The 26,320-nt window shown below is 63.0% G+C and carries 27 protein-coding genes; 7 read left to right on the forward strand and 20 right to left on the reverse strand.

Translation table 11 applies throughout. The features are described from left to right. Nucleotides 1-4 precede the first annotated feature (4 nt). Together rpoZ and gmk are read right to left on the reverse strand one after the other, a co-directional pair. On the reverse strand, nucleotides 5-211 hold the full coding sequence (rpoZ, locus tag NH8B_RS16905; RefSeq protein WP_008952512.1) for a DNA-directed RNA polymerase subunit omega: 207 nt from the start codon (nucleotides 209-211) through the stop codon (nucleotides 5-7). 64 nt (nucleotides 212-275) lie between these two features. Continuing rightward, nucleotides 276-902, reverse strand: a complete 627-nt coding sequence (gene gmk / locus NH8B_RS16910) for a guanylate kinase (RefSeq protein WP_014088327.1) — start codon at nucleotides 900-902, stop codon at nucleotides 276-278. A gap of 172 nt (nucleotides 903-1,074) precedes the next feature. Between gmk and NH8B_RS16915 the strand changes: the two genes are divergently transcribed. Together NH8B_RS16915 and NH8B_RS16920 are read left to right on the forward strand one after the other, a co-directional pair. After that, nucleotides 1,075-2,373: an NCS2 family permease gene (locus NH8B_RS16915; protein ID WP_014088328.1), complete on the forward strand. Its 1,299-nt coding sequence runs from the start codon at nucleotides 1,075-1,077 to the stop codon at nucleotides 2,371-2,373. A 14-nt stretch (nucleotides 2,374-2,387) separates the two neighbouring features. Further along, on the forward strand, nucleotides 2,388-2,945 hold the full coding sequence (locus tag NH8B_RS16920; protein WP_008952509.1) for an adenine phosphoribosyltransferase: 558 nt from the start codon (nucleotides 2,388-2,390) through the stop codon (nucleotides 2,943-2,945). 158 nt (nucleotides 2,946-3,103) lie between these two features. Here NH8B_RS16920 and NH8B_RS20565 read toward each other — a convergent pair whose 3' ends face one another. Both NH8B_RS20565 and NH8B_RS16925 read right to left on the reverse strand, forming a co-directional pair. Then, complete coding sequence (locus NH8B_RS20565; RefSeq protein ID WP_008952508.1) at nucleotides 3,104-3,241, reverse strand: DUF3149 domain-containing protein; 138 nt, start codon at nucleotides 3,239-3,241, stop codon at nucleotides 3,104-3,106. 188 nt (nucleotides 3,242-3,429) lie between these two features. Continuing rightward, nucleotides 3,430-4,458 (reverse strand): CDP-6-deoxy-delta-3,4-glucoseen reductase, encoded by a 1,029-nt coding sequence (locus tag NH8B_RS16925; protein WP_014088329.1) that lies wholly within the window; start codon nucleotides 4,456-4,458, stop codon nucleotides 3,430-3,432. A 37-nt stretch (nucleotides 4,459-4,495) separates the two neighbouring features. Between NH8B_RS16925 and NH8B_RS16930 the strand changes: the two genes are divergently transcribed. Together NH8B_RS16930 and trmB are read left to right on the forward strand one after the other, a co-directional pair. After that, nucleotides 4,496-5,374, forward strand: coding sequence for an SDR family oxidoreductase (locus NH8B_RS16930; protein ID WP_014088330.1), 879 nt, complete (start codon nucleotides 4,496-4,498; stop codon nucleotides 5,372-5,374). A 126-nt stretch (nucleotides 5,375-5,500) separates the two neighbouring features. Continuing rightward, nucleotides 5,501-6,181 (forward strand): tRNA (guanosine(46)-N7)-methyltransferase TrmB, encoded by a 681-nt coding sequence (gene trmB / locus NH8B_RS16935; protein ID WP_014088331.1) that lies wholly within the window; start codon nucleotides 5,501-5,503, stop codon nucleotides 6,179-6,181. Nucleotides 6,182-6,233: 52 nt separating this feature from the next. On the opposite strand, the gene NH8B_RS16940 is transcribed toward trmB, so the two are convergent. Next, complete coding sequence (locus NH8B_RS16940) at nucleotides 6,234-6,713, reverse strand: glutathione peroxidase (protein ID WP_008952504.1); 480 nt, start codon at nucleotides 6,711-6,713, stop codon at nucleotides 6,234-6,236. Between the two features lie 89 nt (nucleotides 6,714-6,802). On the opposite strand from NH8B_RS16940, the gene NH8B_RS16945 reads away from it, so the two are divergent. Further along, complete coding sequence (locus tag NH8B_RS16945) at nucleotides 6,803-7,279, forward strand: DUF1841 family protein (RefSeq protein WP_008952503.1); 477 nt, start codon at nucleotides 6,803-6,805, stop codon at nucleotides 7,277-7,279. 172 nt (nucleotides 7,280-7,451) lie between these two features. On the opposite strand, the gene NH8B_RS16950 is transcribed toward NH8B_RS16945, so the two are convergent. Both NH8B_RS16950 and NH8B_RS16955 read right to left on the reverse strand, forming a co-directional pair. Then, nucleotides 7,452-8,402 carry a D-2-hydroxyacid dehydrogenase gene (locus NH8B_RS16950; protein WP_014088332.1) on the reverse strand — a complete coding sequence of 317 codons (951 nt, stop codon included), beginning with the start codon at nucleotides 8,400-8,402 and terminating at the stop codon, nucleotides 7,452-7,454. 10 nt (nucleotides 8,403-8,412) lie between these two features. Next, entirely contained in the window at nucleotides 8,413-9,195 is a 783-nt protein-coding gene (locus NH8B_RS16955; RefSeq protein WP_008952501.1) for a DUF2189 domain-containing protein, read from the reverse strand. A gap of 170 nt (nucleotides 9,196-9,365) precedes the next feature. Here NH8B_RS16955 and NH8B_RS16960 point away from each other — a divergent pair, with 170 nt between their 5' ends. Next, nucleotides 9,366-9,695 carry an FKBP-type peptidyl-prolyl cis-trans isomerase gene (locus NH8B_RS16960; protein WP_008952500.1) on the forward strand — a complete coding sequence of 110 codons (330 nt, stop codon included), beginning with the start codon at nucleotides 9,366-9,368 and terminating at the stop codon, nucleotides 9,693-9,695. A gap of 66 nt (nucleotides 9,696-9,761) precedes the next feature. Here NH8B_RS16960 and NH8B_RS16965 read toward each other — a convergent pair whose 3' ends face one another. The 5 genes from NH8B_RS16965 to rlmE form a co-directional block, all read right to left on the reverse strand. Further along, nucleotides 9,762-10,394, reverse strand: a complete 633-nt coding sequence (locus NH8B_RS16965; protein WP_232503493.1) for a DedA family protein — start codon at nucleotides 10,392-10,394, stop codon at nucleotides 9,762-9,764. 222 nt (nucleotides 10,395-10,616) lie between these two features. Continuing rightward, nucleotides 10,617-11,954 carry a phosphoglucosamine mutase gene (gene glmM / locus NH8B_RS16970; protein ID WP_014088334.1) on the reverse strand — a complete coding sequence of 446 codons (1,338 nt, stop codon included), beginning with the start codon at nucleotides 11,952-11,954 and terminating at the stop codon, nucleotides 10,617-10,619. A 56-nt stretch (nucleotides 11,955-12,010) separates the two neighbouring features. Next, nucleotides 12,011-12,853, reverse strand: a complete 843-nt coding sequence (gene folP, locus NH8B_RS16975) for a dihydropteroate synthase (protein ID WP_014088335.1) — start codon at nucleotides 12,851-12,853, stop codon at nucleotides 12,011-12,013. 72 nt (nucleotides 12,854-12,925) lie between these two features. Further along, nucleotides 12,926-14,836, reverse strand: a complete 1,911-nt coding sequence (gene ftsH, locus NH8B_RS16980) for an ATP-dependent zinc metalloprotease FtsH (protein WP_008952496.1) — start codon at nucleotides 14,834-14,836, stop codon at nucleotides 12,926-12,928. Between the two features lie 77 nt (nucleotides 14,837-14,913). Further along, complete coding sequence (gene rlmE / locus NH8B_RS16985; protein ID WP_008952495.1) at nucleotides 14,914-15,531, reverse strand: 23S rRNA (uridine(2552)-2'-O)-methyltransferase RlmE; 618 nt, start codon at nucleotides 15,529-15,531, stop codon at nucleotides 14,914-14,916. Between the two features lie 318 nt (nucleotides 15,532-15,849). On the opposite strand from rlmE, the gene NH8B_RS16990 reads away from it, so the two are divergent. After that, nucleotides 15,850-16,176 (forward strand): YhbY family RNA-binding protein, encoded by a 327-nt coding sequence (locus NH8B_RS16990; RefSeq protein WP_014088336.1) that lies wholly within the window; start codon nucleotides 15,850-15,852, stop codon nucleotides 16,174-16,176. Between the two features lie 109 nt (nucleotides 16,177-16,285). Here NH8B_RS16990 and NH8B_RS16995 read toward each other — a convergent pair whose 3' ends face one another. The 8 genes from NH8B_RS16995 to NH8B_RS17030 all read right to left on the reverse strand — a co-directional run bounded on the left by NH8B_RS16995 (nucleotide 16,286) and on the right by NH8B_RS17030 (nucleotide 26,239). Then, nucleotides 16,286-16,717, reverse strand: coding sequence for a DUF4149 domain-containing protein (locus NH8B_RS16995; protein WP_008952493.1), 432 nt, complete (start codon nucleotides 16,715-16,717; stop codon nucleotides 16,286-16,288). A gap of 56 nt (nucleotides 16,718-16,773) precedes the next feature. Then, nucleotides 16,774-17,250, reverse strand: a complete 477-nt coding sequence (gene greA / locus NH8B_RS17000) for a transcription elongation factor GreA (protein WP_008952492.1) — start codon at nucleotides 17,248-17,250, stop codon at nucleotides 16,774-16,776. Between the two features lie 155 nt (nucleotides 17,251-17,405). Then, entirely contained in the window at nucleotides 17,406-20,618 is a 3,213-nt protein-coding gene (gene carB / locus NH8B_RS17005) for a carbamoyl-phosphate synthase large subunit (protein WP_014088337.1), read from the reverse strand. A gap of 27 nt (nucleotides 20,619-20,645) precedes the next feature. Then, nucleotides 20,646-21,293: a leucine efflux protein LeuE gene (gene leuE / locus NH8B_RS17010; protein WP_014088338.1), complete on the reverse strand. Its 648-nt coding sequence runs from the start codon at nucleotides 21,291-21,293 to the stop codon at nucleotides 20,646-20,648. 57 nt (nucleotides 21,294-21,350) lie between these two features. Next, complete coding sequence (gene carA / locus NH8B_RS17015) at nucleotides 21,351-22,478, reverse strand: glutamine-hydrolyzing carbamoyl-phosphate synthase small subunit (protein ID WP_014088339.1); 1,128 nt, start codon at nucleotides 22,476-22,478, stop codon at nucleotides 21,351-21,353. 202 nt (nucleotides 22,479-22,680) lie between these two features. Continuing rightward, nucleotides 22,681-24,462 (reverse strand): acyl-CoA dehydrogenase, encoded by a 1,782-nt coding sequence (locus NH8B_RS17020; protein WP_014088340.1) that lies wholly within the window; start codon nucleotides 24,460-24,462, stop codon nucleotides 22,681-22,683. Nucleotides 24,463-24,551: 89 nt separating this feature from the next. Beyond that, nucleotides 24,552-25,487 (reverse strand): electron transfer flavoprotein subunit alpha/FixB family protein, encoded by a 936-nt coding sequence (locus NH8B_RS17025; protein ID WP_041703093.1) that lies wholly within the window; start codon nucleotides 25,485-25,487, stop codon nucleotides 24,552-24,554. A 2-nt stretch (nucleotides 25,488-25,489) separates the two neighbouring features. Beyond that, a complete protein-coding gene (locus NH8B_RS17030; RefSeq protein WP_014088342.1) occupies nucleotides 25,490-26,239 on the reverse strand; it encodes an electron transfer flavoprotein subunit beta/FixA family protein in 750 nt (249 codons plus the stop codon). Between the last annotated feature and the right edge of the window lie 81 nt (nucleotides 26,240-26,320).

Here is a 26,320-nt window from a genome sequence, read left to right on the forward strand (position 1 = left end):
CGGCTCAGCCCTTGTTGCGATGCAGGATTTCGGTGCCGACGTGGCCGGCGGAAATTTCACGCAGCGCCACCACGGTCGGCTTGTCGCGGCCGGCCTCGACGAAGGGGGCGGAACCCGACGCCACCTGACGGGCGCGGTAGGCCGCGGCCAGAGTCAGGTCGAAACGGTTCTGGATACGATCCAGGCAATCATCAACGGTAATGCGGGCCATAATGTCCTCGGCTAATCAATCGTTTTCAAGACTATATAGTGTTTCGGGCACGGGACCAACGGGGTCAGCCCTGGCTGCCCATGCGGCTCAGTGCGTCGCGGTAGCGCAGCATCTGCTTGGTGCCGTGCAGCCGCTCGGCACGGATGATGCTTATCAGATCCTGCTTGGCGCGTTCGATATCGTCGTTGACGACGATATAGTCGTACAGCGCCGCGCGGTCCACCTCGGAGCGCGCCTCAGCCAGACGGCGCTGGATGACCTCCTCGCTGTCAGTAGCACGGCCGCGCAGGCGGCGCTCCAGCTCGTTGATCGAGGGCGGCGCGATGAAGATGGTGATCACCCCGTCGAACAGGCGGCGCACCTGCTCGGCGCCCTGCCAGTCGATCTCGAGCAGGATGTCGCGGCCTTCGGCCAACTTCTCGCGCAGCCAGGCGGCGCTGGTGCCGTAGTAGTTGCCGTACACCTCGGCATACTCGAGGAAATCACCGGCCTCGATCATGGCAAGAAACTGCTCCTTGCCCACGAAATGGTAGTGCGTCCCCTCCACCTCGCCTTCGCGCGGCGCGCGCGTGGTGTAGGAAACGGACAGCTGCACCGCCGGGTCGACCGCCAGCAAGGCCGACACCAGCGTGGTCTTGCCGGCACCCGAAGGGGCAATAACGATGTAAATGTTACCGCTGGGCTGAACCATGTAAGCGTACATCCTGCGCCAAAAGATAATTTTTCAGGATACCACAAGCACTTCAAGCGGTTAAGACGTTCGCCAAGCGGTCTAGTCCTGGCGAAGGACTAGCCAGTCCCCTGCCACTATTGCAAAATGCGCAGCTTAATCAAACCAATATGCCATTTTCGAGGGGTTTTCCATGTCACTGCTGGATAGCTTTTTCAAACTCAAGGAACACGGCACCTCGGTCCGAACCGAGGTCATCGCCGGCGTCACCACCTTCCTGACCATGGCCTACATCATCCTGGTCAATCCGCTGATCCTGTCGGGCACCGGCATGAATCTGGACGCCGTCTTCGTTGCCACCTGCCTCGCCGCCGCGTTGGGCACCGGCATAATGGCGCTGGTCGCCAACTACCCGATCGCGCTGGCGCCGGGCATGGGGCTCAACGCCTACTTCACCTTCACCGTGGTGGGCGGCATGGGCGTGCCGTGGCAGGCCGCGCTGGGCGCGGTATTCATCTCCGGCGTGGTGTTCCTGGCGGTGAGCCTGTTCAAGGTACGCGAAGCCATCGTCAACGCCATCCCGCGCTCGCTGAAATTCGCCATTTCCGCCGGCGTCGGCATGTTCCTCGCGATCATCGCGCTGAAGAACGCCGGCGTCATCAAGGCCCACCCGGCCACCTACCTGACCCTAGGCGACATCCATAGCCCGACCACGCTGCTCGCCATCCTGGGCTTCTTCGTCATCGTGGCGCTGGAATACCGCAAGGTACCGGGCTCGATCATCCTGGGCATCCTGGCGGTGACCGCGCTGTCGATCACGTTTGGCCTGTCCAAGTTCAACGGCGTCGCCTCGGCCGTGCCCAGCATGGCGCCGACCTTCATGCAGATGGACCTGCACGGCGCGCTCAACGCCGGCCTGCTCGGGGTGATCTTCGTATTCTTCTTCGTCGACCTGTTCGACACCACCGGCACGCTGATCGGGGTGTCGCACCGCGCCGGCCTCCTTGACCAGGACGGCAAGCTGCCGCGCCTGAAGCGCGCTCTGCTGGCCGACTCGATCGCCATCACCGCCGGTGCGGTGATGGGCACCTCATCCACCACGGCCTATATCGAGAGTGCGGCGGGCACCGCCGTCGGCGGCCGTACCGGGCTGACCTCGCTGGTGGTCGCCATCCTGTTCCTGGCGTGTCTGTGGCTGTCGCCGCTCGCCAAGACCGTGCCGGCCTACGCCACCGCGCCGGCACTGTGCTACGTTGCCGTGCTGATGTGCCGTGGCCTGGCCGAAATCGAGTGGGACGACCTCACCGAGTCGGCGCCGGCCGTCATGACCGCGCTGGCAATGCCGTTCACCTTTTCCATCGCTGACGGCATCGCCTTCGGCTTCATCAGCTACGCCGCCCTCAAGCTCTTGAGCGGTCGCATTGCCGAGCTCAAGCCGGCGGTGCTGGTGATCGCGGCACTATGGGTCTTCAAACTGGCCTTCTTCGCCTGAGGAGCAATGGGCGTATGGAAAACCTGAGCAGCCTCGATTTCTCCGGCTACTTGAAGAATCGGATCCGCACCGTACCGGACTGGCCGCAGCAGGGTGTCATGTTTCGCGACATCACGCCGCTGCTGCAGAACCCCAAGACCTTCCGCATGCTGATCGACATCTTCGTCTATCGCTACATGGAGGAGAAGGTCGACCTGATCGCCGGTCTGGACGCACGTGGCTTCATCATCGGCTCGGTGCTGGCCTACGAACTCAACGTCGGCTTCGTCCCGATCCGCAAGAAGGGCAAGCTGCCGTTCAAGACCGTGTCGGAGGAGTATGAGCTGGAATACGGCAACGCCACGGTGGAAATGCACACCGACGCCTGCAAACCCGGAGACCGGGTGGTGCTGATCGACGACCTGGTCGCCACCGGCGGCACCATGCTGGCTGGAGCCAAGCTGCTGAAGAAACTCGGAGCCGAAGTGCTGGAGGCGGCGGCCATCATCGACCTGCCGGAACTGGGTGGCAGCCAGCTGGTGCGCGATAGCGGCCTGGAGCTGTTTACCGTGTGCTCCTACGACGGTCACTGAGGGCGGAACACACACCACTGGAAACGCAAACGGGCCTCACGGCCCGTTTTTATTGGTTCTGCAGGCGCACAAAAAAAGAGGATACGGCGAGTCACCGTATCCGTCCAAGCACACACACACATAAACCCAAGGAAGTAACGCAGAAAGCGCTCGCCCGCTCAATGCTTGCGCGACTCGTTCTTCACATTGCGGATGAACAGCGTCACGCAAACGCCCACGACAAGGCTGGCGACCACGATGGTGATCAGGCTCAAGAGCCCGACGTCGTCGGATAACAGTTGTTTCCAGAGTTCCATTTTGCCCTCCTGTGGCGGCTGAGCTCGCCTTGATGACTTTGACTGCCAACCATCATACCCATGACAGGATGTCGGGAATTGACGTAGGTCAAAGGCATGTTTTTCTGCACTAGGCGGGCACAAAGGGCGAAAAAAATGGCCCCGGTTCGATTCCGGGGCCATGTCTTTTGTCACTAGTCGACAGCGTTTTACTTGCTGGCGCTCATGTCCTTGGAGAGGAAGAAGGCATCCGAGAAGAACTCATCCTCAGGCAGCCCGAGCTCACGGGTAAAGCTGCGGTGCGCGGCCTCCACCATGACAGGGGCGCCGCAGGCGTATACCTGATGGCCGGAAAGATCGTCGAAATCGTCCAACACCGCCTGGTGAACGAAGCCGGTGCGACCGGTCCAATTATCCTCCGGCAACGCCTCGGACAGCACCGGAATGTAGGTGAAGTTGGCGTTGGACGCCTGCCACTGTTCCGCCAAGTCGGCCATGTACAGGTCAGCCTTGGTGCGTGCCCCCCAGTAGAACACCATGGGACGGGTAATGCCGCTGTGCAGAGCATGCTCGACGATGCCCTTGATCGGGGCAAAGCCGGTGCCGCTGGCCACGAACACGATGGGTTTGTCCGAATCCTCACGCAGGAAGAAAGTGCCCAACGGTCCCTTGAAGCGCATGATCTCGCGCTCTTTCATCTGGGTGAACACGTACTCGGAAAACGAGCCGCCGGGCTGGTGACGGATGTGTAACTCGAGGAAAGCATCGTCGTGCGGGGCGTTGGCGATCGAAAAGCTGCGCTTCTTGCCATCCTTCATCAGGATGTCGATATATTGGCCGGCGTGGAACTGCAAGCGCTCTGAAACCGGCAGCTTCAGCTTCAGCACCGCGACGTCGTGCAGCTTCTCGATTTTCTCGACGCGGCACGGCAGGGTCTTGACCGGAATGTCGCCGATGCCGGTGACTTCGCGCACCTCGATGGTCAGGTCGCCTTGCGGCTTGGCGCAGCAGAACAGGGCGTAGCCTTGCACCCGCTCCTGCTCAGGCAGGGCCTTCTCCTGGTAGCCATCCTGGCACACCTCGCCTTCCAGCACCTTGCCCTTGCAGGCGCCACAGGCGCCATCGCGGCAGCCGTATGGCAGGCCGACACCATGACGCAGGGCCGCCTCGAGAATGGTTTCGTGGTCGTCGACCTGGAAGGTGTGTCCACTCGGGAGCACTTTGACTTGAGCAGTCATCTCGTTACTCTACCTTAAGCTCGCTAAAATGCGGTGTATGCGTACTCTATTGATTGCAGGCTTCGGCGACGTGGCGCGCCGGGCCGTTCCTTTCCTGGCGCCGAGCTGGCGGCTGCTGGCGCTGGTGCGCCAGCCGAAACAGATAGCCGAAGCCCGCAGCCTGGGCGTCCTGCCGGTGCTAGCCGACCTCGATGACAAACGGAGCCTGGCACGGCTGGCCGGACTGGCCGACGCCCTGCTCTATACCGCCCCGCCGCCGGAACGCGGTGAAAGCGACCCGCGCCTCGGCAAGTTGCTGTGCGCGCTGGCAAAGGGGAAAAGTCTACCACAGCGGATAGCCTATATCAGCACCAGCGGGGTCTACGGCGATGCCGGCGGTGCCTGGCTGGACGAAACCGCCCCCCTACGTCCACAAAGCGCGCGCGCCAAGCGGCGCGTCGACGCCGAACGCCGCCTGCGCGCCTTCGCCCGGACTCATGGCACCACCGTGACGATCCTGCGCGCTCCAGGCATCTACGCCGCCGAGCGCCTGCCAACGACACGGCTAATCAACGGCACGCCGCTGATCGCGGCGGACGAAGACAGCTACGGCAACCATATCCACGCCGACGACCTGGCACGGATTTGTGTTGCCGCACTGCGTCGCGAGGGTGGTATCCGTGTCTACAACGCCTGCGACGCCGAACCCTTGATGGTGGGCGAATGGTATGACCGCCTGGCGGACGCGCTGGGCATGCCGCACGCCCCCCGCCTTCCCCGGGTCGAAGTGCAGGCCGCCGTCTCCCCTGCCCTGTGGTCGTTCCTGGCCGAGTCGCGGCAGCTGGATAACAGCCGATTGCGGCGGGAATTGGGCATCCGCTTGCGCTACCCGACCGTGGCGAGCTTTCTCGCCACCCTGCCTGGCCCGACAACGTGATGTCGGTTCCGGTCCCGCCAGGATCACGGTGACCGGCATCATTCACGCCAGGAAGGGAATGTCTCGCCACCTCGCGCCAGATTCGGTAACATCGCGCTTTTTTTGACTTTTCCAACGAAGACCGCCATGGAAAACCCGGCTTTTCAGCGACACATCAAGAGCTTTGTGCTGCGTCAGGGCCACCTGACGCCGTCCCAGAAGCGCGCCATGGACGAAGGCATGCCGCGCTGGGGTATCGAGTACCGCCCCGAGCCCCTCGACCTCGAGCAGGCATTCGGCCGCCAGGCACCGAAAATCCTGGAAATCGGCTTCGGCATGGGGACCGCCACGGCGGAAATCGCCGCCAACAATCCGCAACAGGACTACCTGGGCGTCGAAGTGCATTCGCCGGGCGTGGGCAACCTGCTCAAGCTGATTGCCGAGCAGGATATTTCCAACCTGCGCCTGATCCGCCATGACGCCGTCGAGGTCATCGACCACATGCTGGCCGACGCCTCGCTCGACGGCATTCACATTTTCTTCCCGGACCCATGGCACAAAAAACGCCACAACAAGCGCCGGCTGATCCAGAGCCCGCTGGTGGCGAAGCTGGTGAAGAAACTGAAGCCGGGCGGCTACCTGCACGCCGCCACCGACTGGGAAGATTACGCGATCCAGATCCTGGAGGTCTTTTCGGCCAACCCCGAGCTCGCCAACAGCGCCGACGGCTACGCCCCGCGCCCGGACTACCGCCCGCTCACCAAGTTCGAGCAGCGCGGCATCCGCCTCGGCCACGGGGTGTGGGACATCATCTTCCGACGCAGCTGAGCCGGTGATCTCGATGCCTAGGCCCGCTCGACGACAGGTCTAGGCGCGTGTCTCAGCCGCCCAACAAACGATCGATATCGTCAAGCAGCTCGTGCGGCTGCACCGCCGGCTCATAGCGCTTGACCAGCCGCCCCCTGCCATCGACCAGGAACTTGGTGAAGTTCCATTTCACCGGCTGGGGATGATCGGTGTCGGCGCGAGTCAGCCAACGCCACAAAGGATGTGCCTCGTCGCCGTTGACAGCGACCTTGGCGTAAAGCGGGAACGTCACCCCGAAACGACTCTGGCAGAACGCGGCGATGCTGTCCTCGGCTCCCGGCTCCTGCCCGCCGAACTGGTTGCAGGGAAAGCCGAGCACGGCGAACTCCTCGCCGGCGAAGTACACCGCCAGCTCCTGCAAGCCGGTGTATTGCGGCGTGAAGCCGCATTCGCTGGCGGTATTGACCACCAGTACCACCATGCCGGCGTAGCGCGACAGGGATTCGGGACTGCCGTCGATACGGCAGGCGGAAAAATCATGGAGCGTGGTCATGGTGGGTCTCCGTCTCGTATAATCGGCACTGCTACAGCACAGGAGCCGCCGCGCGCAGCATCCTCCGTTTTTCTCTCAGGTAGATCGCCATGTTCAATCCCAGCCGCCAGGATGCACGCCGTTTCTTTTTCGACACCTGGGCCAAACACCAGCGCAACGAGCCGCTGACCGATCTGGAAAAAATCACGCTGACCATCCTGCTGGAGCATCCGGAATACCATGCCATCGTCGGCCAGCCCGAGCGCTACCTGGAACAGGAATGGACGCCGGACATGGGAGAATCCAACCCCTTCCTGCACCTGAGCCTACACATGGCGATCGAGGAGCAACGCTCCATCGACCAACCCTTCGGCATCCGCTCGCTCTACGCCCAGCTTGCCTTGCGTCTGGGCGACGAGCATGCCGCCCAGCACCAGATGATGGAATGTCTTGGCGAAATGATCTGGCACGCCCAACGCTATGGCGGTGGCCCGGACGTCAATCGCTACATTTCCTGCGTGCGCGGCCGGTTGGGCATGGGCGAAGAAGAAACTCCACGCATCAACCCCAATGATGTCGGCGACTGACAAGGCGCTTCTGGTTCTTTAGGTGATAGCCCAAGTTGGCGACGGCCACAAACCCGGAAATGGCAAGCAAGGCAAATCGATGCCAAGCCTGCCCAACGCGCCCCTAGCCACGCTCTAGAGCAAAAAAAGCACCCATGCATAGCACGGGTGCCTATCCCTCGTTTTATTCGCCTTAGACGATGCGACGCAGCCTGCGCCCCTCGATGAAGGCTTCGATATTCTCGACCAGTTGCCCGGCCAGCCGGCTCATCGCCTCGTGGCTGGCCCAGCCAACGTGCGGGGTAACAATCAAATGCGGCAGCCGCGCCTTGAGCAGCGGATTCCCCTCGCTCGGCGGCTCGACCGTCAACACATCAAACCCGGCCCCCCCCAGCTGACCATACTTGAGCGCCGCCACTAGCGCCTCCTCGTCGACCAGCCCGCCACGTGCAGTATTGATCAGCACGGCTCCCGGTTTCATACGCTGCAGTTCCTCAGCGCCGATCATATTGCGGGTTTGCTCGGTCAACAGGCAATGCAGCGACAGCACGTCCGAGCTGGTCAGCAGGGTATCGAAATCGACGTAGCCCTCGCGCACGCTGGCCGCCCCCTTGCGCTCGCCAAACAGCACGGTCATGCCGAAGGCACGTGCACGCGACGCCAGCGCCTGACCAATGCCACCAGAGCCAATGATGCCCAGTGTGGCGCCCTGCAGGTCGCGAATCGGCGCGCCGAAATGGCAGAACTGCGGCGCGTTCTGCCACACGCCAGCCGCCACGTCGCGCTGGTAGGCCGGCAGGTTGCGGAACAGCGCCAGCATCATCATGAAGGCGTGCTCGGCCACCGTGTCGTCGCCGTAATGCTGGATGTTCGCCACGGCCACGCCGCGCTCGCGGCAAGCCTCGAGGTCGATATGGTTCACCCCGGTCGCCGCCACCGCCAGCAGCTTCAGCGCCGGCAGGGACTCAAGTGTGGCACGGTTGAACGGCACCTTGTTGGTGATGACGATCTCGGCCCCTTCGGCATGGCTGACGATCTGCTCTCGCGTGGTGGCCGGGAATTCATGGTAATGATGGGGGAAGGCAAAAACAGGAACCGGGACAGGCAAGCTGTCCCGGTCCAGAAACGCGATGGAATGGGTCATGTAGTCGTCGTCAGCGCTCAAAGGTGATCAAATCGCGGTAGGCATGCCAGGTGGCCAAGCCGATCACCGGCATGATCACGATCAGGCCGACGAAGTAGGTGACAAAGCCCACCACGGTGAGGGCAACAATCATAGCCGCCCACACCAGCATCGTCAGCAGGTTCTTGTACACCGCCTGCAGGCTGGCCACCATGGCTGTGACGGTATCCACCTCCTTGTCGAGCAACATCGGCAACGATACCGCGCTGACCGCGAACACCAGTGCCGCGAAGAAGAATCCGATGCCAAAATACGCGACCAGGAAGCCCACGTTCTCGGGCTTGAAGGCGTTGGTCACCACCATGTTCAGCGTTGGCAGGGTTGCCGTGTCGTAGAACAGCGCAAACATCAACAGCGACATGCGGAACCAGCCGAACACCAGCACCGCCAGCAGCACGGCGTACAGTGCAAAGCTGTGCATGTTGACCCGCCAAGCCATCATGCTGTGGACCAGCGTGACGCGACCACGGCCATCGAATGCCTCCATCTGCTTGGCGATGTCGTAAAGGCCAATTGCAAGGAACGGCCCGGCCAGCAGAAAGATGGTGGATAAGGTGATGACGATCTCCGGCGCCTGCTCGAAGTAAGTCGTCAACAGGTATCCCATCAATACGAAGACGGCGCCGTAGAACAGCGAGTCGGCCGGAGCCCGCTGCAAATCCTTGAAGCCCTGACGCAGCCATTTGGCCGGGTACGACACGTTGACATGCTTGACGACCGGGTGCTCGTTTGACGGATGGTGTGCGATATCCATGATGTATCCCCTTTGCAGCAAGTGTGTGTGGCGGACAAACCCGGCATTAGTTTTTTTATAAGCCATAACCACGGAAACACAACCCGGGAGGAACCGCCAACGGGACGACGCCGCCGGACGGCGCTGCTACAATGAATAGCTTGGATGACTCTAACGAAAGGACTGGGCTGATGGCGTCCGAACTGATCATTGAAGAACTGCAACTGGGCGACGGTGCCGAAGCCACCGTCGGCCAGGAAGTCACCGTGCACTACACCGGCTGGCTCACCGACGGCACCAAGTTCGACTCGAGCAAGGACCGCTTCCAGCCGTTTTCCTTCCCGCTGGGCGCAGGTTACGTAATCAAGGGCTGGGATCAAGGCGTAGCCGGCATGAAAGTCGGCGGCAAGCGCAAACTGACCATCCCGGCGGAGCTGGGCTACGGCGCACGCGGCGCCGGCGGGGTCATTCCGCCTAACGCCACATTGATCTTCGAAGTGGAACTGCTGCAGGTGGGCTGAACATCAACCACTGTTGCAACAAAAAAGCCATCGCATGCGATGGCTTTTTTGTTGCAACAGGGCGATTCATTTCTTGGGCGTCAACGGCGCAGGATGGCCGTTCTTTTTCTTGCGATAACAAGCCATCGCCACCCCCGCCAGCAACAGCGCCGCCACGATCAGAATCCCGGCCTGGCCGCGGTGCACCCAGGTCATCAGCCAGTCACGGTTGGCCGCCCCCAGATAACCCAGATACACCCACACCGGCACCGAAATGAGCGCAGCAGAACCATCCATCAGCAAAAAACGCCAGTACGGCACACGACGGGTCATTCCGGCGGTGATAAAGATCGGCGAACGCAAACCAGGCAGAAAGCGCGCCACGAACAACACCCAGTTGCCGTACTTGTCGAATTTTTCCTGCACCGCGGCAAAACGCTCCTGGGTGAGGATGCGGGCAATCGGCTTGAAGCGCAGCACGCGATGGCCGTAGTGATGGCCAAGCGCAAACATCAAGCCATCACCGAACAGCACACCGGCCATGCCTACCAAGACCATCCAGTCGACGTTGGCAAACCCCAAACCGGAAATAATGCCGCCCGCCACCAACGTGATGTCTTCCGGGATGGGCACGCCACAACCACAGGCCAACAACACCAGGAACACGGCGAGATAGCCATACCCGGTAAAGAAATCGAGGAGAATCTGCAGAATATCCATGTAGGCCCGTCTGTCCATCCCCCTGCGCCAGGCAGGGTTGGTGCCCCGTTTTCAGAGCGGGGACGTATCGTGGAGCATCATGATAACACAGCCCATCGTTGCAATTTCTTGATACCGAACAGCCTTCTCCATCGCATCACGGAATCGCCCCACCGCCCCGAATAGCAAAAAAACCCACGGCCAGATAGCTGTGGGTTTTTGCAGGAAGTGGACCAAGCAGGCTCAGCCAGCGGAACTTTCGATCACGGCCGCGATTTCCCGTGCCCACTTCTCCGACAAGGCATGATCGTCCGCCTCCACCATCACGCGCACCACCGGTTCCGTGCCACTGGGGCGCAGGACAACCCGGCCGCGCCCCTGCAAGGCAGTCTCGGCCGCTGTCAACACGTCGGCGGAGGCGGCTTTCCAGTCCTGCCCCTTGAGCCGCACATTGATCAGCGTCTGCGGGAAGGGCTGCCAATCGCGGCAGACACTGGCCAGATCCTGCCCCAGCTCGGCCAGGGCGGTCAGCACCTGAAGACAGGAAATGATGCCGTCACCGGTGTTATGTTTATCGAGGCACAGCACATGGCCGGAAGCCTCTCCCCCCACCAGCCAGCCATTGTTGTGCAGCATCTCGAGGACGTAGCGGTCCCCCACCTTGGCCCGACCGAACGGCACCGCCATCTTCTGCAAGGCCAGTTCCATGCCCATATTCGTCATCACGGTGCCGACCACGCCGCCCTTCAGCTCACCCTTGGCGGCACGCGCCTTGGCGATGACATAGATCAGCTGGTCGCCATCGTAGACCTGGCCTTTGCGGTCCACCATCATCAACCGATCGCCATCACCATCCAGTGCCACGCCGTAATCGGCCTCGTGCTGCAGCACCGCCGCCTGAAGGGTCTTGGTATAGGTGGCGCCGACCTTGTCGTTGATGTTGTAGCCGGTCGGTTCGCCGCCAATCGTCACCACCTCGGCCCCTAACTCGTGGAACACCTTGGGAGCGATGTGATAGGTGGCGCCGTGGGCGCAATCGACCACCAGCTTCAAGCCCTTGAGATCACGGTCGTTGGGGAAGGTGCTCTTGCAGAACTCGATGTAGCGCTCGGCCGCGCCATCGATGCGACGCGCCCGTCCCAACTCGCGGGAAGGCCGGGTTTCCATCGGCTGCTCGAGCATCGCCTCGATTTCCAGCTCGATGGCATCATCCAGCTTCTTGCCGCCTTCGGCGAAGAACTTGATACCGTTATCGTGATAGGGATTGTGCGAGGCCGAGATCATGACCCCTGCCGAGAGTCGCAGCGCACGCGTCAGATAGGCGATACCCGGGGTCGGCAGCGGCCCGGTGAGCAGCACGTTGACCCCGGCGGCGGTCAAACCCGCCTGCAAGGCGGCTTCCAGCATATAGCCGGAAATCCGCGTGTCCTTGCCGATCAGCACGGTCGGATGCAAGTCGTTCTCGTGATTGACCAGCACTCGCCCGGCGGCGTAGCCGAGCTTGAGTACGAATTCGGGGGTGATCGGAAATTGCCCGACTTCGCCGCGGACGCCGTCAGTGCCAAAGTATTTGCGAGCCATGTGTGTTGTATCCCAGAAAAACGGCACGGCATTGTACTGCCTGCCGGCATAAGGTGTCAGTGGGGAGTCTGTTCCAACGCAGCCAGCAACTGCAGCGCCTGACGGGTAGCCTTGACGTCGTGCACCCGAACCACTTTGGCGCCGCGCCGCGCCGCTTCCAAGGCGGCCGCTACGCTTGCCCCCAGTCGCTCGGCCGGTACCTCTTCACCGGTGACCGCGCCGAGCATCGACTTGCGCGACATGCCGACCAGGAGTGGGACACCCGCCAGCTGTTCGACGTCGGCCAGGCGTTGCAACAGCTGCAGGTTATGCTCCTGCGTCTTGCCAAAACCAAACCCCGGGTCGCCCAACAACCGCACGTGCTCGATACCATGCTCCAGGCACAAGGCCACGCGCCTGCCAAGATAGGACCCGACTTCATCAACCACATCGCGATAGTGCGGGTTGTGCTGCATGGAGTCCGGATTGCCTTGCTTGTGCATCAGGCAGATACCGGCCCGGCTCTCCGCCACCACGGCCAGCGCCCCCTCGTCCTCCAGGGCCGAGACATCGTTGATCAGATCGACCACGCCGGCCTCCAGCGCGGCACGCATCACCGAGGCGCGGCGAGTATCGAGCGACAGCGGTACATTCAATGAAGCCAAACGTTCGAGCACCGGCAACACCCGCTTCTCCTCCTCTTCCGGGCTGACGTAGGGGGCGCCGGGGCGGGTCGATTCACCGCCGATGTCGAGGATGTCCGCCCCTTCCTCCAGAAGCCTCTCGGCATGAGCCAGGGCAGTATCGAGCCGGTTGAAGCGGCCGCCGTCGGAAAAGGAATCGGGGGTAACGTTGAGAATGCCCATCAACAGCGGGCGATCCAACGCGAGCGTAAAGCGTCCGCACACGAAGTCGGTCATGGTATTGCCTGTAGAGAGGTCGCAAAAAAGGCGGCAGCACGATGCTGCCGCCTTGGGTAAGGATGAAACGGCTCAGTGTTCCTGCGCCGGGGTCGCGCTGGGTTCCGGCGCAGTACCGGTCGGCTTGTCGCCGCCACCGCTACCTGCCGTGCTGCGGTCGGGACGCGGCGGACGCGGCGGACGACCGGCCATGATGTCGTCGATCTGCTCGGCATCGATGGTCTCCCACTCGAGCAGCGCCGCGGTCATCGCTTCGACCTTGTCGCGGTGCTCTTCGAGCAGGCGGCGCGCCAGACCGTACTGTTCGTCGATGATGCGGCGGATTTCCGTGTCCACCTGCTGCATGGTCGCTTCCGACATGTTCTTGTGGGTCGTAACCGAGCGGCCGAGGAACACTTCGCCCTCGTTCTCGCCGTACACCATCGGCCCCAGCTTGTCGGACATGCCGTAGCGGGTCACCATGTCGCGTGCCATCTGGGTGGCACGTTCGAAGTCGTTCGAGGCGCCGGTGGTCATCTGGTTCATGAACAGCTCTTCGGCGATACGGCCGCCGAACAGGATCGCGATGCGATCCATCAGGTAGCCGCGGTCGTAGGCGTAGCGGTCCTCTTCGGGCAACTGCATGGTCAAGCCCAGCGCGCGGCCACGCGGAATGATGGTGACCTTATGCACTGGATCGGACTTGGGCAGCAGCTTGGCGACCACGGCGTGGCCGGATTCGTGATAGGCGGTATTACGCTTCTCTTCTTCCGACATCACCATGGACTTGCGCTCGGCGCCCATCATGATTTTGTCCTTGGCGGCCTCGAAGTCGTCCATGTCGACCAGGCGCTTGTTGCGGCGCGCAGCGAACAGCGCCGCCTCGTTCACCAGGTTGGCGAGATCCGCGCCGGAGAAACCCGGCGTGCCGCGCGCGATGACCGATGCCTCGACATCGGCAGCAATCGGCACCTTGCGCATGTGCACCGAGAGGATCTGTTCGCGACCACGGATATCCGGCAGGGGCACCACCACTTGCCGGTCGAAACGGCCGGGACGCTGCAGCGCCGGGTCCAGCACGTCAGGGCGGTTGGTGGCGGCGATCACGATCACCGTGGTATTGGTTTCGAAGCCATCCATCTCGACCAGCAACTGGTTGAGGGTTTGCTCGCGCTCGTCGTTGCCGCCGCCGAGACCGGCACCGCGCTGGCGACCGACCGCGTCGATTTCATCGATGAAGATGATGCATGGGGAATTTTTCTTGGCCTGCTCGAACATGTCGCGCACGCGTGCCGCACCGACACCGACGAACATTTCGACGAAGTCGGAACCGGAGATGCTGAAGAACGGCACCTTGGCTTCACCCGCAATGGCCTTGGCCAGCAGCGTTTTACCGGTACCCGGGCTGCCGCACAGCAGGATGCCGCGCGGAATGCGGCCACCCAGGCTCTGGTAGCGCGAGGGATCGCGCAGGTAGTCGACGATCTCCTTGACCTCTTCCTTGGCTTCATCGCAGCCGGCGACGTCCTGGAAGGTCACCGTATTGGTGTCCTGGTCGAGCATGCGCGCCTTGCTCTTGCCGAACGAGAACGCCCCGCCCTTGCCGCCGCCCTGCATCTGGCGCATGAAGAAAATCCACACACCGATCAGGAGCAACATCGGGAACCAGCTGATGAACAGGCTCATCAGCATGCTGGGCTCCTCTTCCGGCTTGGCCGAGAAGCGCACGTTGTTCTTGATCAGGTCATCGACCAGTTGCGGGTCGTAGGGAGCGTAGGTCATGAAGGAGGAGCCGTCGGCTCGCTTGCCTTTCAGCCACTGCCCGCGCAACGGATGTCCCTCGATGCTCAACGACTGCACCTTGCCCGACTCGACATCGCTGATGAACTGCGAATACTCGATCTGGTTCTGGGTATCCTGACGCTTGTTGAACTGATTGAACACCGTCATCAGTACCAGACCGATGATCACCCAAATGGCGATGTTTTTGCCGATATTGTTCACTAGAGCGGACTCCTCTGTGCCCTGACTTAGCTGGTTGCCCGTATTGATACGGATTGTAACCCCCGTAGGGGTGGATGTCAGCGACGACCTTTGCCCAACAGGTAAATTTCCGTGGAGCGGTCACGCGAAGCCTTGGGCTTGCGGCTGACCACCTCGTCGAACAGTTCCCGCATGGACTTGAGGTAAGGCTGGAAATCGCTACCCTGAAAAACTTTGACGAGAAAGCTCCCGCCCGGTTTCAGATGGTCGCGGACAAATTCCAGCGCCAGCTCGCACAAGTGAAAACTGCGCGCCTGATCAATGGCGCTCATACCTGAGATATTGGGGGCCATGTCGGATATTACAAGATCAAGTTCGCGCCCACCGAGCAACGCGACGAACTGGTCGAGGACTTCCTGCTCGCGAAAATCGCCCTGAATGAACTCCACGTCAGCAATCGGGTTCATCGGCAGGATGTCGAGCGCATACACTTTGCCCTTGTCGCCGACCAGCCGCGCCGCCACCTGCGACCAGCTACCCGGTGCCGAGCCCAGGTCGGCGAGCACCGTGCCGGGGCGGATCAGCTTGTCCTTGTCGTTGATTTCCAGGAGCTTGTACGCGGCACGGGCACGGTAGCCGTCCTTTTGCGCCATATGCACGTAGTGGTCGTGCACATGCTCGCGCAGCCAGTCGTTGCTGGATTTACTTCTAGCCATTGATGTCCTGCTCAGTCGTCTTAAAAACAGCCCCACCCCGCTCGTGTTGGCGGGAGGCCGTGCAGCCAGGCTGCCATTTTTTAAAGGTACTCCAGGCGGCGCCACCCGCAAAGTCCGTGCAGGCCCCGGCCGCATGCTATCGGACGGCTGCCGCCAAATGAGAGCGAGTACACCGAGGTCACGCCATGGGCATTCCCACCTAGAGGGATAACGCATGTCTCTGTTTTCAGCGGCTATTTCCACCAGTAGCGGGGCCGGAACTTGGGGTAAAGGCCGAAAGTTTAGTAGAATCTCGTTTTATTCAGGAAGCTCATGCCCATGAAAATCGAACTTGCTCCCTTCGAGCGCCAATACCTGAAAGGACTCGCCCACGATATCAAGCCGGTGGTGATGATCGGCAACCACGGCCTGACCGAGGCGGTAGTTCGGGAAATCGCCATCAACCTCGATGCGCACGAACTGATCAAGATCCGGGTGCAGGGCGACGACCGAGATGCCCGCGTGGCGCTGTACGACAAGATCTGCGACGAACTGGGCGCCGCCCAGGTCCAGCACATCGGCAAGCTCCTGGTGCTGTGGCGCCCGTCCGACAAGCAGCGCGTGGTGCTGCCGAAGAGCAAGAAGGCGCTCAAGGCGCAGCCCTGATTTAACCCAGGGAACACAAAAAAAGCGGTGGTCCAGCCACCGCTTTTTTTTTTCGCCCCGCCCCCGGCTGTCGGCAGCGACACGGGAATGAGCCTGCCACTCGGCGGCGTCAGCTGTCCCGGCGCAGGATATAGGCCAGCGCCATCAGACTCTGCAGCAGATAGATCAGGCTCGAGATCGCGTGCCAGGTGGCAAAGCCCCCGCCGAACAAGCCCTCGGCCGCCTGGTTCATCTGCAGCTTGAGATTGGCGATGATCGGCGACACGGCAAAATGGTTGATCAGGGTGCATGACAGCATGCCGATGATCAGCCAGAACGTGGCGGACTTGACGCCACGCAGGCCATCGCGCCAGATGAAATCCACCAGCAGGAACACCCCGCACACCAGCCCGACCCAGGCGATGGCAGAAAACAGCTTGCCGGCGACCATGCCGGCGGTGCCGCGGTCGAGCACCGAGAACAATACCGGGGTGACGATGATGCCGATGATCCACATGCCACCGATCCAGAAGGTGCGGGTAATCGCCCTCAACCCATCCATGCGCAGTCCCCTTTATCCAAACCTGCCAGGCGCGGCCCCACCGTGCCGCAAGCCGCTCAGATGTATTTGACGTCCAGGATTTCGTACTCGCGGATGCCGCCCGGGGCCATCACTTCGGCCACATCGCCGGCTTCCTTGCCGATCAAGGCGCGGGCGATCGGCGAGTTCACCGACACCTTGGCGAACTTGATGTCCGCTTCGTCGTCGCCGACGATCTGGTAAGTGACCTCGTCCTCGGTCTCCAGATCCATCAGTTCGACCGTAGTGCCGAACACGATGCGGCCTTCCGCATCCAGTTCGCTCGGATTGATGATCTGGGCATTGGAGAGCTTGCCCTCCAGCTCCGCGATGCGGCCTTCGACAAACGCCTGACGCTCCTTGGCCGCGTCGTATTCGGCGTTCTCCGACAGATCGCCATGGGAGCGGGCTTCGGCAATGGCCTCGATCACCGCCGGACGTTCCACGCTCTTGAGCCGCTGCAGTTCTTCTTTCAGCAGTTCTGCGCCACGCAGGGTCAACGGGACTTTGTTCATTCGACTTCTCTCCGCAGGCGGGATACCCGCCATCATGAAAAAGCACAAGCCGCCGTACGGGACGGCGGCTTGGCTGCTAGTAGCTTGCTGGCTGAATTGTAACGGCAAACGGCGCGGGGTTCAAAGGTTGGCCGAAACCCGCACCGTCCGTGTCGTCAGCCGTTTCGGACCATGGCGTGCAGGTCCTGCACGCTGTACACGTCGAACTCCTCGGCATGCGCCATGCCGACACACACGGCCTTGGCACCGGCCAGGGTGGTGTACTGCGGCACACGCATCTGCAGCGCGGAGCGGCGGATCGAGTGGCTATCCTGGATGGCCTGACGCTTTTCATCCACGGTGTTGAACACCAGGCTGATCTCGCCGTTCTTGATCATGTCGACGATGTGCGGGCGCCCTTCGTTGACCTTGTTGATCAGCTGCACCGGGATGCCGGCTTCCTGGATGCCGCGCGCGGTGCCACGGGTGGCCACCACCTCGAAGCCCAGACGCACCATCTCACGGGCCACTTCGACGGAACCGGCCTTGTCGCTGTTGCGCACCGACAGGAACACCTTGCCCGCCTTCGGCAGGCGGTCGCCCGCAGCGAGCTCCGCCTTGATGAAGGCTTCGGCGAAGCTGCGGCCGACGCCCATCACCTCGCCGGTGGACTTCATTTCCGGACCGAGGATGGTATCCACGCCAGGGAACTTGATGAACGGGAATACCGCTTCCTTGACTGCGTAGTACGGCGGCACCACTTCCTTGGTGAAGCCCTGCTCGGTGAGGCTGATGCCGGCCATGCAACGTGCGGCGATCTTGGCCAGCGGCGCGCCGGTGACCTTGGAGACGAACGGCACGGTACGCGAGGCACGCGGGTTCACTTCCAGCACGTAGATGGTGTCGCCCTGGATGGCGAACTGCACGTTCATCAGGCCGACCACGTTCAGCGCCTTGGCCATGGCCACGGTCTGGCGGCGGATTTCGTCCTGCACCGCGGGGAACAGGCTGTACGGCGGCAGCGAGCACGCCGAGTCGCCGGAGTGCACACCGGCTTGCTCGACGTGCTGCATGATGCCGCCGATCACTACCAGCTCACCGTCGGATACCGCGTCGACGTCGACTTCGATGGCATCGTTGAGGAAGCGGTCGAGCAGCACCGGGCTGTCGTTCGACACCTTCACCGCCTCGCGCATGTAGCGCTCGAGGTCGGCCGGCTCGTGCACGATCTCCATGGCACGGCCGCCCAGCACGTAGGATGGGCGCACCACCAGCGGGTAACCGATTTCTTCGGCCAACCTCATGGCATCGGCCGGGGTACGTGCGGTGCGGTTCGGCGGCTGCTTCAGGCCGAGCTCCTGCAGCATCTTCTGGAAACGCTCGCGGTCTTCGGCGCAGTCGATCATGTCCGGCGTGGTGCCGATGATGGGCACGCCGTTGGCCTCGAGCGCACGCGCCAGCTTCAGCGGGGTCTGGCCGCCGTACTGCACGATGACGCCGAACGGTTTCTCGACGTGGCAGATCTCCAGCACGTCTTCCAGCGTCAGCGGCTCGAAGTACAGGCGGTCGGAGGTGTCGTAGTCGGTCGAGACGGTTTCCGGGTTGCAGTTGACCATGATGGTCTCGAAACCGGACTCGCGCAGCGCCAGCGCGGCGTGCACGCAGCAGTAGTCGAACTCGATGCCCTGGCCGATGCGGTTCGGACCGCCGCCCAGCACCATGATCTTCTTGCGGTCGGTCGGCCGCGATTCGCACTCTTCCTCGTAGCTCGAGTACATGTAGGCGGTGTTGGTGGCGAACTCGGCAGCGCAGGTATCGACGCGCTTGTACACCGGCCGCAGGTTGAGCGCCCAGCGGCGCGCGCGCACCGCACCCTGGTCGACGCCGAGCAGCGCGCCCAGACGGCGGTCGGAGAAGCCCTTGCGCTTGAGGCGACGCAGTTCGGCGTAGTCGAGCTCGTCGAGCTTGCGACCGGCCAGCGCCTTTTCCTCGCCAACGATGTCCTCGATCTGGGCCAGGAACCACGGATCGATCTTGCTGATGGCGAAGATGTCGTCACGGCTCAGGCCGGCACGGAAGGCGTCGGCGACGTAGAGGATGCGTTCCGGGCCCGGCGTGCCGATCTCGTGACGGATCTGCTCCAGGTCGGTGGTCACAGGGTCGAAGCCGGCCAGGCCGGTTTCCAGCCCGCGCAGCGCCTTCTGCATCGACTCCTGCAGGGTGCGGCCCATCGCCATCACTTCGCCCACCGACTTCATCTGGGTGGTCAGGCGGTCGTCGGCCTGCGGGAACTTCTCGAAGGCGAAGCGCGGGATCTTGGTGACGACGTAGTCGATCGACGGCTCGAACGAGGCCGGGGTGGCACCGCCGGTGATGTCGTTCTTCAGTTCGTCGAGGGTGAAACCGACCGCCAGCTTGGCGGCGATCTTGGCGATCGGGAAGCCGGTGGCCTTGGACGCCAGCGCGGACGAACGCGATACGCGCGGGTTCATCTCGATGACGATCATCTCGCCGGTGTCGGGATTGGTGGCGAACTGCACGTTGGAGCCGCCGGTATCGACGCCGATCTCACGCAGTACCGCCAGCGAGGCGTTACGCATGATCTGGTATTCCTTGTCGGTCAGCGTCTGCGCCGGCGCGACGGTGATCGAGTCGCCGGTGTGCACGCCCATCGGGTCGAAGTTCTCGATCGAGCAGATGATGATGCAGTTGTCGTTGCGGTCGCGCACGACTTCCATCTCGTACTCTTTCCAGCCGAGTACCGATTGCTCGATCAGTAGTTCGTGGGTCGGCGAGGCTTCGAAGCCGCGCTCGCAAATCGCCAGGAACTCTTCCTTGTTGTAGGCGATGCCACCACCCGAGCCGCCCATGGTGAACGACGGGCGGATCAGCGTCGGGAAGCCCACCTTGGCCTGGGCCGCCAGCGACTCTTCCATGGTGTGGCAGACGAAGGACAGCGGGCAGGACAGGCCGATCTTGGCCATGGCCTCCTTGAATCGACCGCGGTCTTCCGCTTTGTCGATGGCGTCTTCGGTGGCGCCGATCAGCTCGACCTTGTACTTCTCCAGCACGCCGTTGCGCGCGAGGTCGAGCGCGCAGTTCAGCGCGGTCTGGCCGCCCATGGTCGGCAGGATCGCGTCCGGACGCTCCTTGGCGATGATTTTTTCCACCACCTGCCAGTTGATCGGCTCGATATAGGTGACGTCGGCCATGTCCGGGTCGGTCATGATGGTCGCCGGGTTGGAGTTCACCAGGATGACCTTGTAACCCTCTTCACGCAGCGCCTTGCAGGCCTGGGCGCCGGAGTAGTCGAATTCACACGCCTGGCCGATCACGATGGGACCGGCGCCGATGATGAGAATGCTCTTTAAGTCAGTACGTTTTGGCATCGTTTTGGCTCAATTTGGATCATTTATTCAGTTCAGGCTCGCCGCGGCCAGCTTGGCGCCGAAGCCCAGGAACAGCGCGCCGGTACCGCCGGTGGCGGCGCTCGCCAGCCGGCGCCGGGCGCGGAAGGCTTCGGCCAGGCGGCTGCCGGCCAGGATCAGCGCCGTCAGGTAGCTGATGCTGCACACCTGCAGCATGCCTCCCAGGGCGACGAAGGTCAGCGCCGGGTAAGGGTAGGCCGGATCGACGAATTGCACGAAGAACGAGAGGAAGAACAGGATGGCCTTGGGGTTCATCAGGCTCAGGGTCAGCGCCCGTCGGAACGGGTCGCGATGGCCCAAGGTCATCGGCGCGCTCAGCGCTGCCGGCGCCGGAGCAGACCAGCGTCGCAGCGCAGCACGCAGCATGTTGATACCCATCCACGCCAGGTAGGCGGCACCGATATACTTGACCACCCAGAACAGCGCCGGATAGCTCTTCAGCAACGACGCGGCTCCGGCTGCGGTGGCCACCATCAGCAGCGTATCACCCACCAGTACCCCGCCGGCGGCCTTGAAGCCCGGACGCACCCCACGTTGCGCCCCGACCGACAGCACGTAGAGCGAGTTCGGCCCCGGCAGCAGGATGATAAAGATGGTGCCTATCAGGTAGGTCAACGGATCGGTAATTCCCAGCATGCTCTGACTCCCGTCTAGGCCGGCGCGACGACGCCGCACCGGCCATCAAGCGGCCTCTCAGCCGCGTTCGTCCATCGCCTTGATGAACTTGTCGAACAGGTACGCCACGTCGTTCGGACCGGGGCTCGCTTCCGGGTGGCCCTGGAAGCTGAAGGCCGGGCGGTCGGTCAGGGCGATGCCCTGCACCGTGCCGTCGAACAGCGAGCGATGGGTGACACGCACGTTGGCGGGCAGGCTGTTCTCGTCGACCTGGAAGCCGTGGTTCTGGCTGGTGATCATGACGCGGCCGGTATCCAGATCCTGCACCGGATGGTTGGCGCCGTGATGGCCGAACTTCATCTTGGAGGTCTTGCCGCCGACCGCCAGGCCGAGCAGTTGGTGCCCCAGGCAGATGCCGAACACCGGCAGCTTGGTGTCGAGGATTTCCTTGATCGCGTCGATGGCGTAGTCGCACGGTTCCGGATCCCCCGGGCCGTTGGACAGGAACACGCCGTCCGGCTTGAGCGCCAGCACGTCCTTGGCCGGGGTCTGCGCCGGCACCACGGTCAGCTTGCAGCCGCGTTCAGCCAGCATGCGCAGGATGTTGTGCTTGACGCCGAAGTCGTACGCCACCACGTGGTATTTCGGTTCGGCCTGCGCGCCATAGCCTTCGCCCAGACGCCACTCGCGGGTATCCCACTGGTAGATCGAATCGCAGCTGACCACCTTGGCCAGATCCTGCCCGGCCATGGTGCCGAAGCCGCGCGCCAGTTCCAGTGCGCGCGCTTCGTCGATCTCGCCCGCCATGATGCAGCCCGGCTGGGCGCCCTTTTCGCGCAGGATGCGGGTCAGCTTGCGGGTGTCGATGTCGGCGATCGCCACCACGTTGTTGGCCTTGAGATAGCCCGACAGCGACGCCTCGGCGCGGAAGTTGCTGTGCAGCAGGGGCAGATCGCGCACGATCAGGCCGGCGGCGAACACGGCGCGCGACTCGGTGTCTTCCGCGTTGGCACCGACGTTGCCGATATGCGGATAGGTCAGGGTGACAATCTGCTTGGTGTAAGAAGGGTCCGTCAAGATTTCCTGGTAGCCGGTGATGGCGGTATTGAATACCACTTCGCCGACCGTATGGCCGGCGGCACCGATGGCACTGCCCTTGAAGAGGGTTCCGTCAGCCAAGACAAGAATCGCGGGTACGGATGACACTGACTGGCTCCTGTTCCGTTTGCTCTGTTTTCGAAGCTTTTATGTGAAGAACGGGACACCGCGTCGTAACGCTTGTCCCGTTTTGTTAAACCTTAACAGTATAATTTTTTTAGCTATTTCTGGCAAGGCGACATCGCCCCTCCGCAATGCCGCACCGAGCAAGCGCTTGTCTTCCTGCCGCTACCGGTGTTGCCGACGGGGCTCAGAACTGGCCGTCGTCGAGTTCCAGCACGCTGTCGGCCCCGTGCAGGATCGCTGCCGCCAGGCCACTCACCTGGGGCAGCAGGTGCTCGCCGAAAAAGCGTGCGGTCACCTGCTTGGCGCGCAGGAAATCGACGTCGGCATCCTCCTCGCCCATGCGCTCGCGGGCGATCAGGGCGGCGCGCCCGAGCTGCCAGCCGCCAAGCAGGATGCCCATCAGCTTGAGGAACGGCACCGAACCGGCGGCGGCACGCTGCGGTGCGGCGGCGAACGACGCCAGGATGAACGCCACGCAACGCTCGGCGTCGGCCGCCGCGTTCTTCAGGTTGGCCGAAAGGCTGGCAAAACCGGCTGTCGCCAGCTTGTCGGCCGTGGCCTGCACCTCGGCCAGCAGCGCACGCGCGGTGGCCCCCTCTTCCGCGGCGGTCTTGCGGCCGATCAGGTCGAGCGCCTGGATGCCGGTCGTTCCCTCGTAGATGGCGGTGATGCGGGCGTCGCGATAGTACTGCGCCACGCCGGTTTCCTCGATATAGCCCATGCCGCCGTGCACCTGCAGCGCCAGCGAGGTGATCTCGTTGGCCTGCTCGGTATTCCAGCCCTTGACGATGGGAATCAGGAAGTTGACCAGCGCCTGGTTGCGCGCCTTTTCCTGCGGATGGGGATGACGCGCCGCGCGGTCCAGCGCGGCGGCGGCGACGCAGGCCAAGGCACGCTGCGCCTCGATCTGCGCCTTCATCGTCATCAGCATGCGACGCACGTCCGGATGCTTGATGATCGCCACCCCGGCCGCGTCGGAAGAACCGACGGCACGGCTCTGCACGCGCTCGCGGGCGTAAGCCACGGCCTGCTGGTAGGCGCGCTCGGACACCGCCATACCCTCGACGCCGACGCCGAGGCGGGCGTGGTTCATCATGGTGAACATGTAGCCCAGGCCCTTGTTGGCCTCACCCACCAGGTAGCCGACGGCGCCGCCCTGATCGCCGAAACTCATCACGCAGGTGGGCGAGCCATGGATACCGAGCTTGTGTTCCAGCGACACGCAGCGCAGGTCGTTGCGCACACCGGGCGTGCCGTCGGCGCCCGGCAGGAACTTGGGCACGACAAACAGCGAGATGCCCTTCACCCCGGCGGGGGCATCGGGCAGGCGCGCCAAGACCAGGTGCACGATGTTTTCGGCCAGGTCGTGCTCACCCCAGGTGATGAAGATCTTCTGGCCGCTGATGCGGTAGCTGCCGTCGTCTTGCGGCACGGCGCGGGTGCGCACCTGCGCCAGGTCGGAGCCGGCATGCGGCTCGGTCAGGTTCATGGTGCCGGTCCACTCGCCGCTCGCCATCTTCGGCAGGTAGAGCGCCTTGAGCTCGTCCGAAGCGTGGTGGTTGAGCGCCTCGATCGCCCCCAGCGTCAACAGCGGCGCCAGCGAGAAGGCCAGGTTGGCCGAACACCACATTTCCTCGGCGGCGATCGCCACCAGCGCCGGCAGGCCTTGCCCGCCGAATTCGTAGGGCGCGCGCAGACCGACCCAGCCGGCATCGACGTACTGCTGCCAAGCGTTCTTGAAGCCCGGCGCGGCGGTGACGGCGTCGCCGTCCAGCCGCGCCCCCTGGTCACCCTGCTTGTTGATCGGCGCCAGCACTTCTTCGGCGAAGCGGGCTCCTTCGTCCAGGATGGCGTCGACCAGTTCCACGCTGGCGTCTTCATAGCCCGGCAGGGAGCAGACCGCCGGCAGTTCCGCCAGCTCGTTGAGGGCGAAACGGATATCTTTCAGGGGAGCTTGGTAAGTCATGTCAGCACCTCGGTTCTCGTGTTTTCTCGTGATGTAAAAAAAGGCCGGTCTGACGCCGGCCTTGATGAGCACTGCTCGCGATTCCGCCCTTACTTGGACAGTTCGGCCATCAGTTCGGGTACGACGGTGAACAGGTCACCGACGATGCCGTAGTCCGCCACCTGGAAGATCGGCGCTTCTTCGTCCTTGTTGATCGCCACGATCACCTTGGAGTCCTTCATGCCGGCCAGGTGCTGGATCGCGCCGGAAATGCCGACGGCGAGGTACAGCTGTGGCGCCACCACCTTGCCGGTCTGGCCGACCTGGTAGTCGTTCGGGGCGTAGCCGGCGTCCACGGCGGCACGCGAGGCGCCAACGGCGGCACCCAGCTTGTCGGCCAGCGGCTCGATGATGGCCTTGAACTGTTCTTCCGAACCCAGCGCGCGACCGCCGGAGACGATCACCTTGGCGGCGCCCAGTTCCGGACGGTCCGACTTGGTCAGCTCCTGGCTAATGAAGCTCGACAGCTGGGCCTCGGCCGGGCCGCCAACGCTTTCAACACTGGCCGAACCGCCCAGCGCCGCCGCCTCGAAGGCGGTGGTGCGCACGGTGATGACCTTGATGGAATCGACGGACTGCACCGTGGCCAGCACGTTGCCGGCGTAGACCGGACGCACGAAGGTGTCGGCCGACTCGACGGTGACGATGTCGGAGATCTGCGCCACGTCGAGCAGCGCGGCGACGCGCGGCAGGAAGTTCTTGCCCGAGGTGCCGGCCGGCGACAGCACGTGGCTGTAGTTCTTGGCCAGATCGACCACCAGCGCGGCCAGGTTCTCGGCCAGGCCGTGGGCGTATTGGGCAGCGTCGGCCACCAGCACCTTGGCCACACCGGCCACGGCCTTGGCCGCGTCGGCGACCGCGCCGCAGTGGTGGCCGGCCACCAGCAGGTGCACCTCGCCGCCGATCTTGCCGGCGGCGGTGACGGTATTGAGGGTGCCTGCCTTCAGGCTCTGGTTGTCGTGTTCAGCGATAACGAGAATGGCCATGATCACAGCACCTTTGCTTCATTCTTGAGTTTGGCGACCAGTTCGGCGGCGTTGGCCACCTTGATGCCGGCGGAACGCTTGGCCGGCTCGGCCACCTTGAGGGTTTTCAGGCGCGGGGTCACGTCGACGCCCAGCGCCTCCACCGTCAACTTGTCGAGCGGCTTCTTCTTGGCGGCCATGATGTTCGGCAGCTTGACGTAGCGCGGCTCGTTCAGGCGCAGGTCGGTGGTCACTACCGCCGGCAGGCGCAGCTTGACGGTTTCCAAGCCGCCGTCCACCTCGCGGGTGACGTCGACGGTTTCCGCCGCCAGGTCGACCTTGGAGGCGAACGTGCCCTGGCCCCAGCCCAAGAGCGCGGCGACCATCTGGCCGGTCTGGTTGGCGTCGTCGTCGATGGCCTGCTTGCCCAGGATCATCAGCTGCGGCTGTTCCTTCTCGGCCACGGCCTTGAGCAGCTTGGCCACGGCCAGCGGCTGCAGCTCGGTGTCGGTCTCGACGTGGATGGCACGGTCGGCCCCCATCGCCAGCGCGGTGCGCAGGGTCTCTTCGCACTGCTTGACACCCAGCGATACCGCCACCACTTCGCTGACCTTGCCGGCTTCCTTGAGGCGCACCGCCTCTTCCACGGCGATTTCGTCGAACGGGTTCATCGACATCTTGACGTTGGCGATATCCACATCGGAGCCATCGGCCTTGACCCGGACCTTCACGTTGTAATCGACAACGCGTTTCACAGCGACTAGAACTTTCATATTCCTCCAGCAAGTGTCGTCTGTCTGGTATTTGGACGGCATGCCCAAGCATGCGTGACATGCAGTTGCGTCGATTATGCA

The sequence above is a fragment of the Pseudogulbenkiania sp. NH8B genome (assembly GCF_000283535.1).
Taxonomy (GTDB): domain Bacteria; phylum Pseudomonadota; class Gammaproteobacteria; order Burkholderiales; family Chromobacteriaceae; genus Pseudogulbenkiania; species Pseudogulbenkiania ferrooxidans.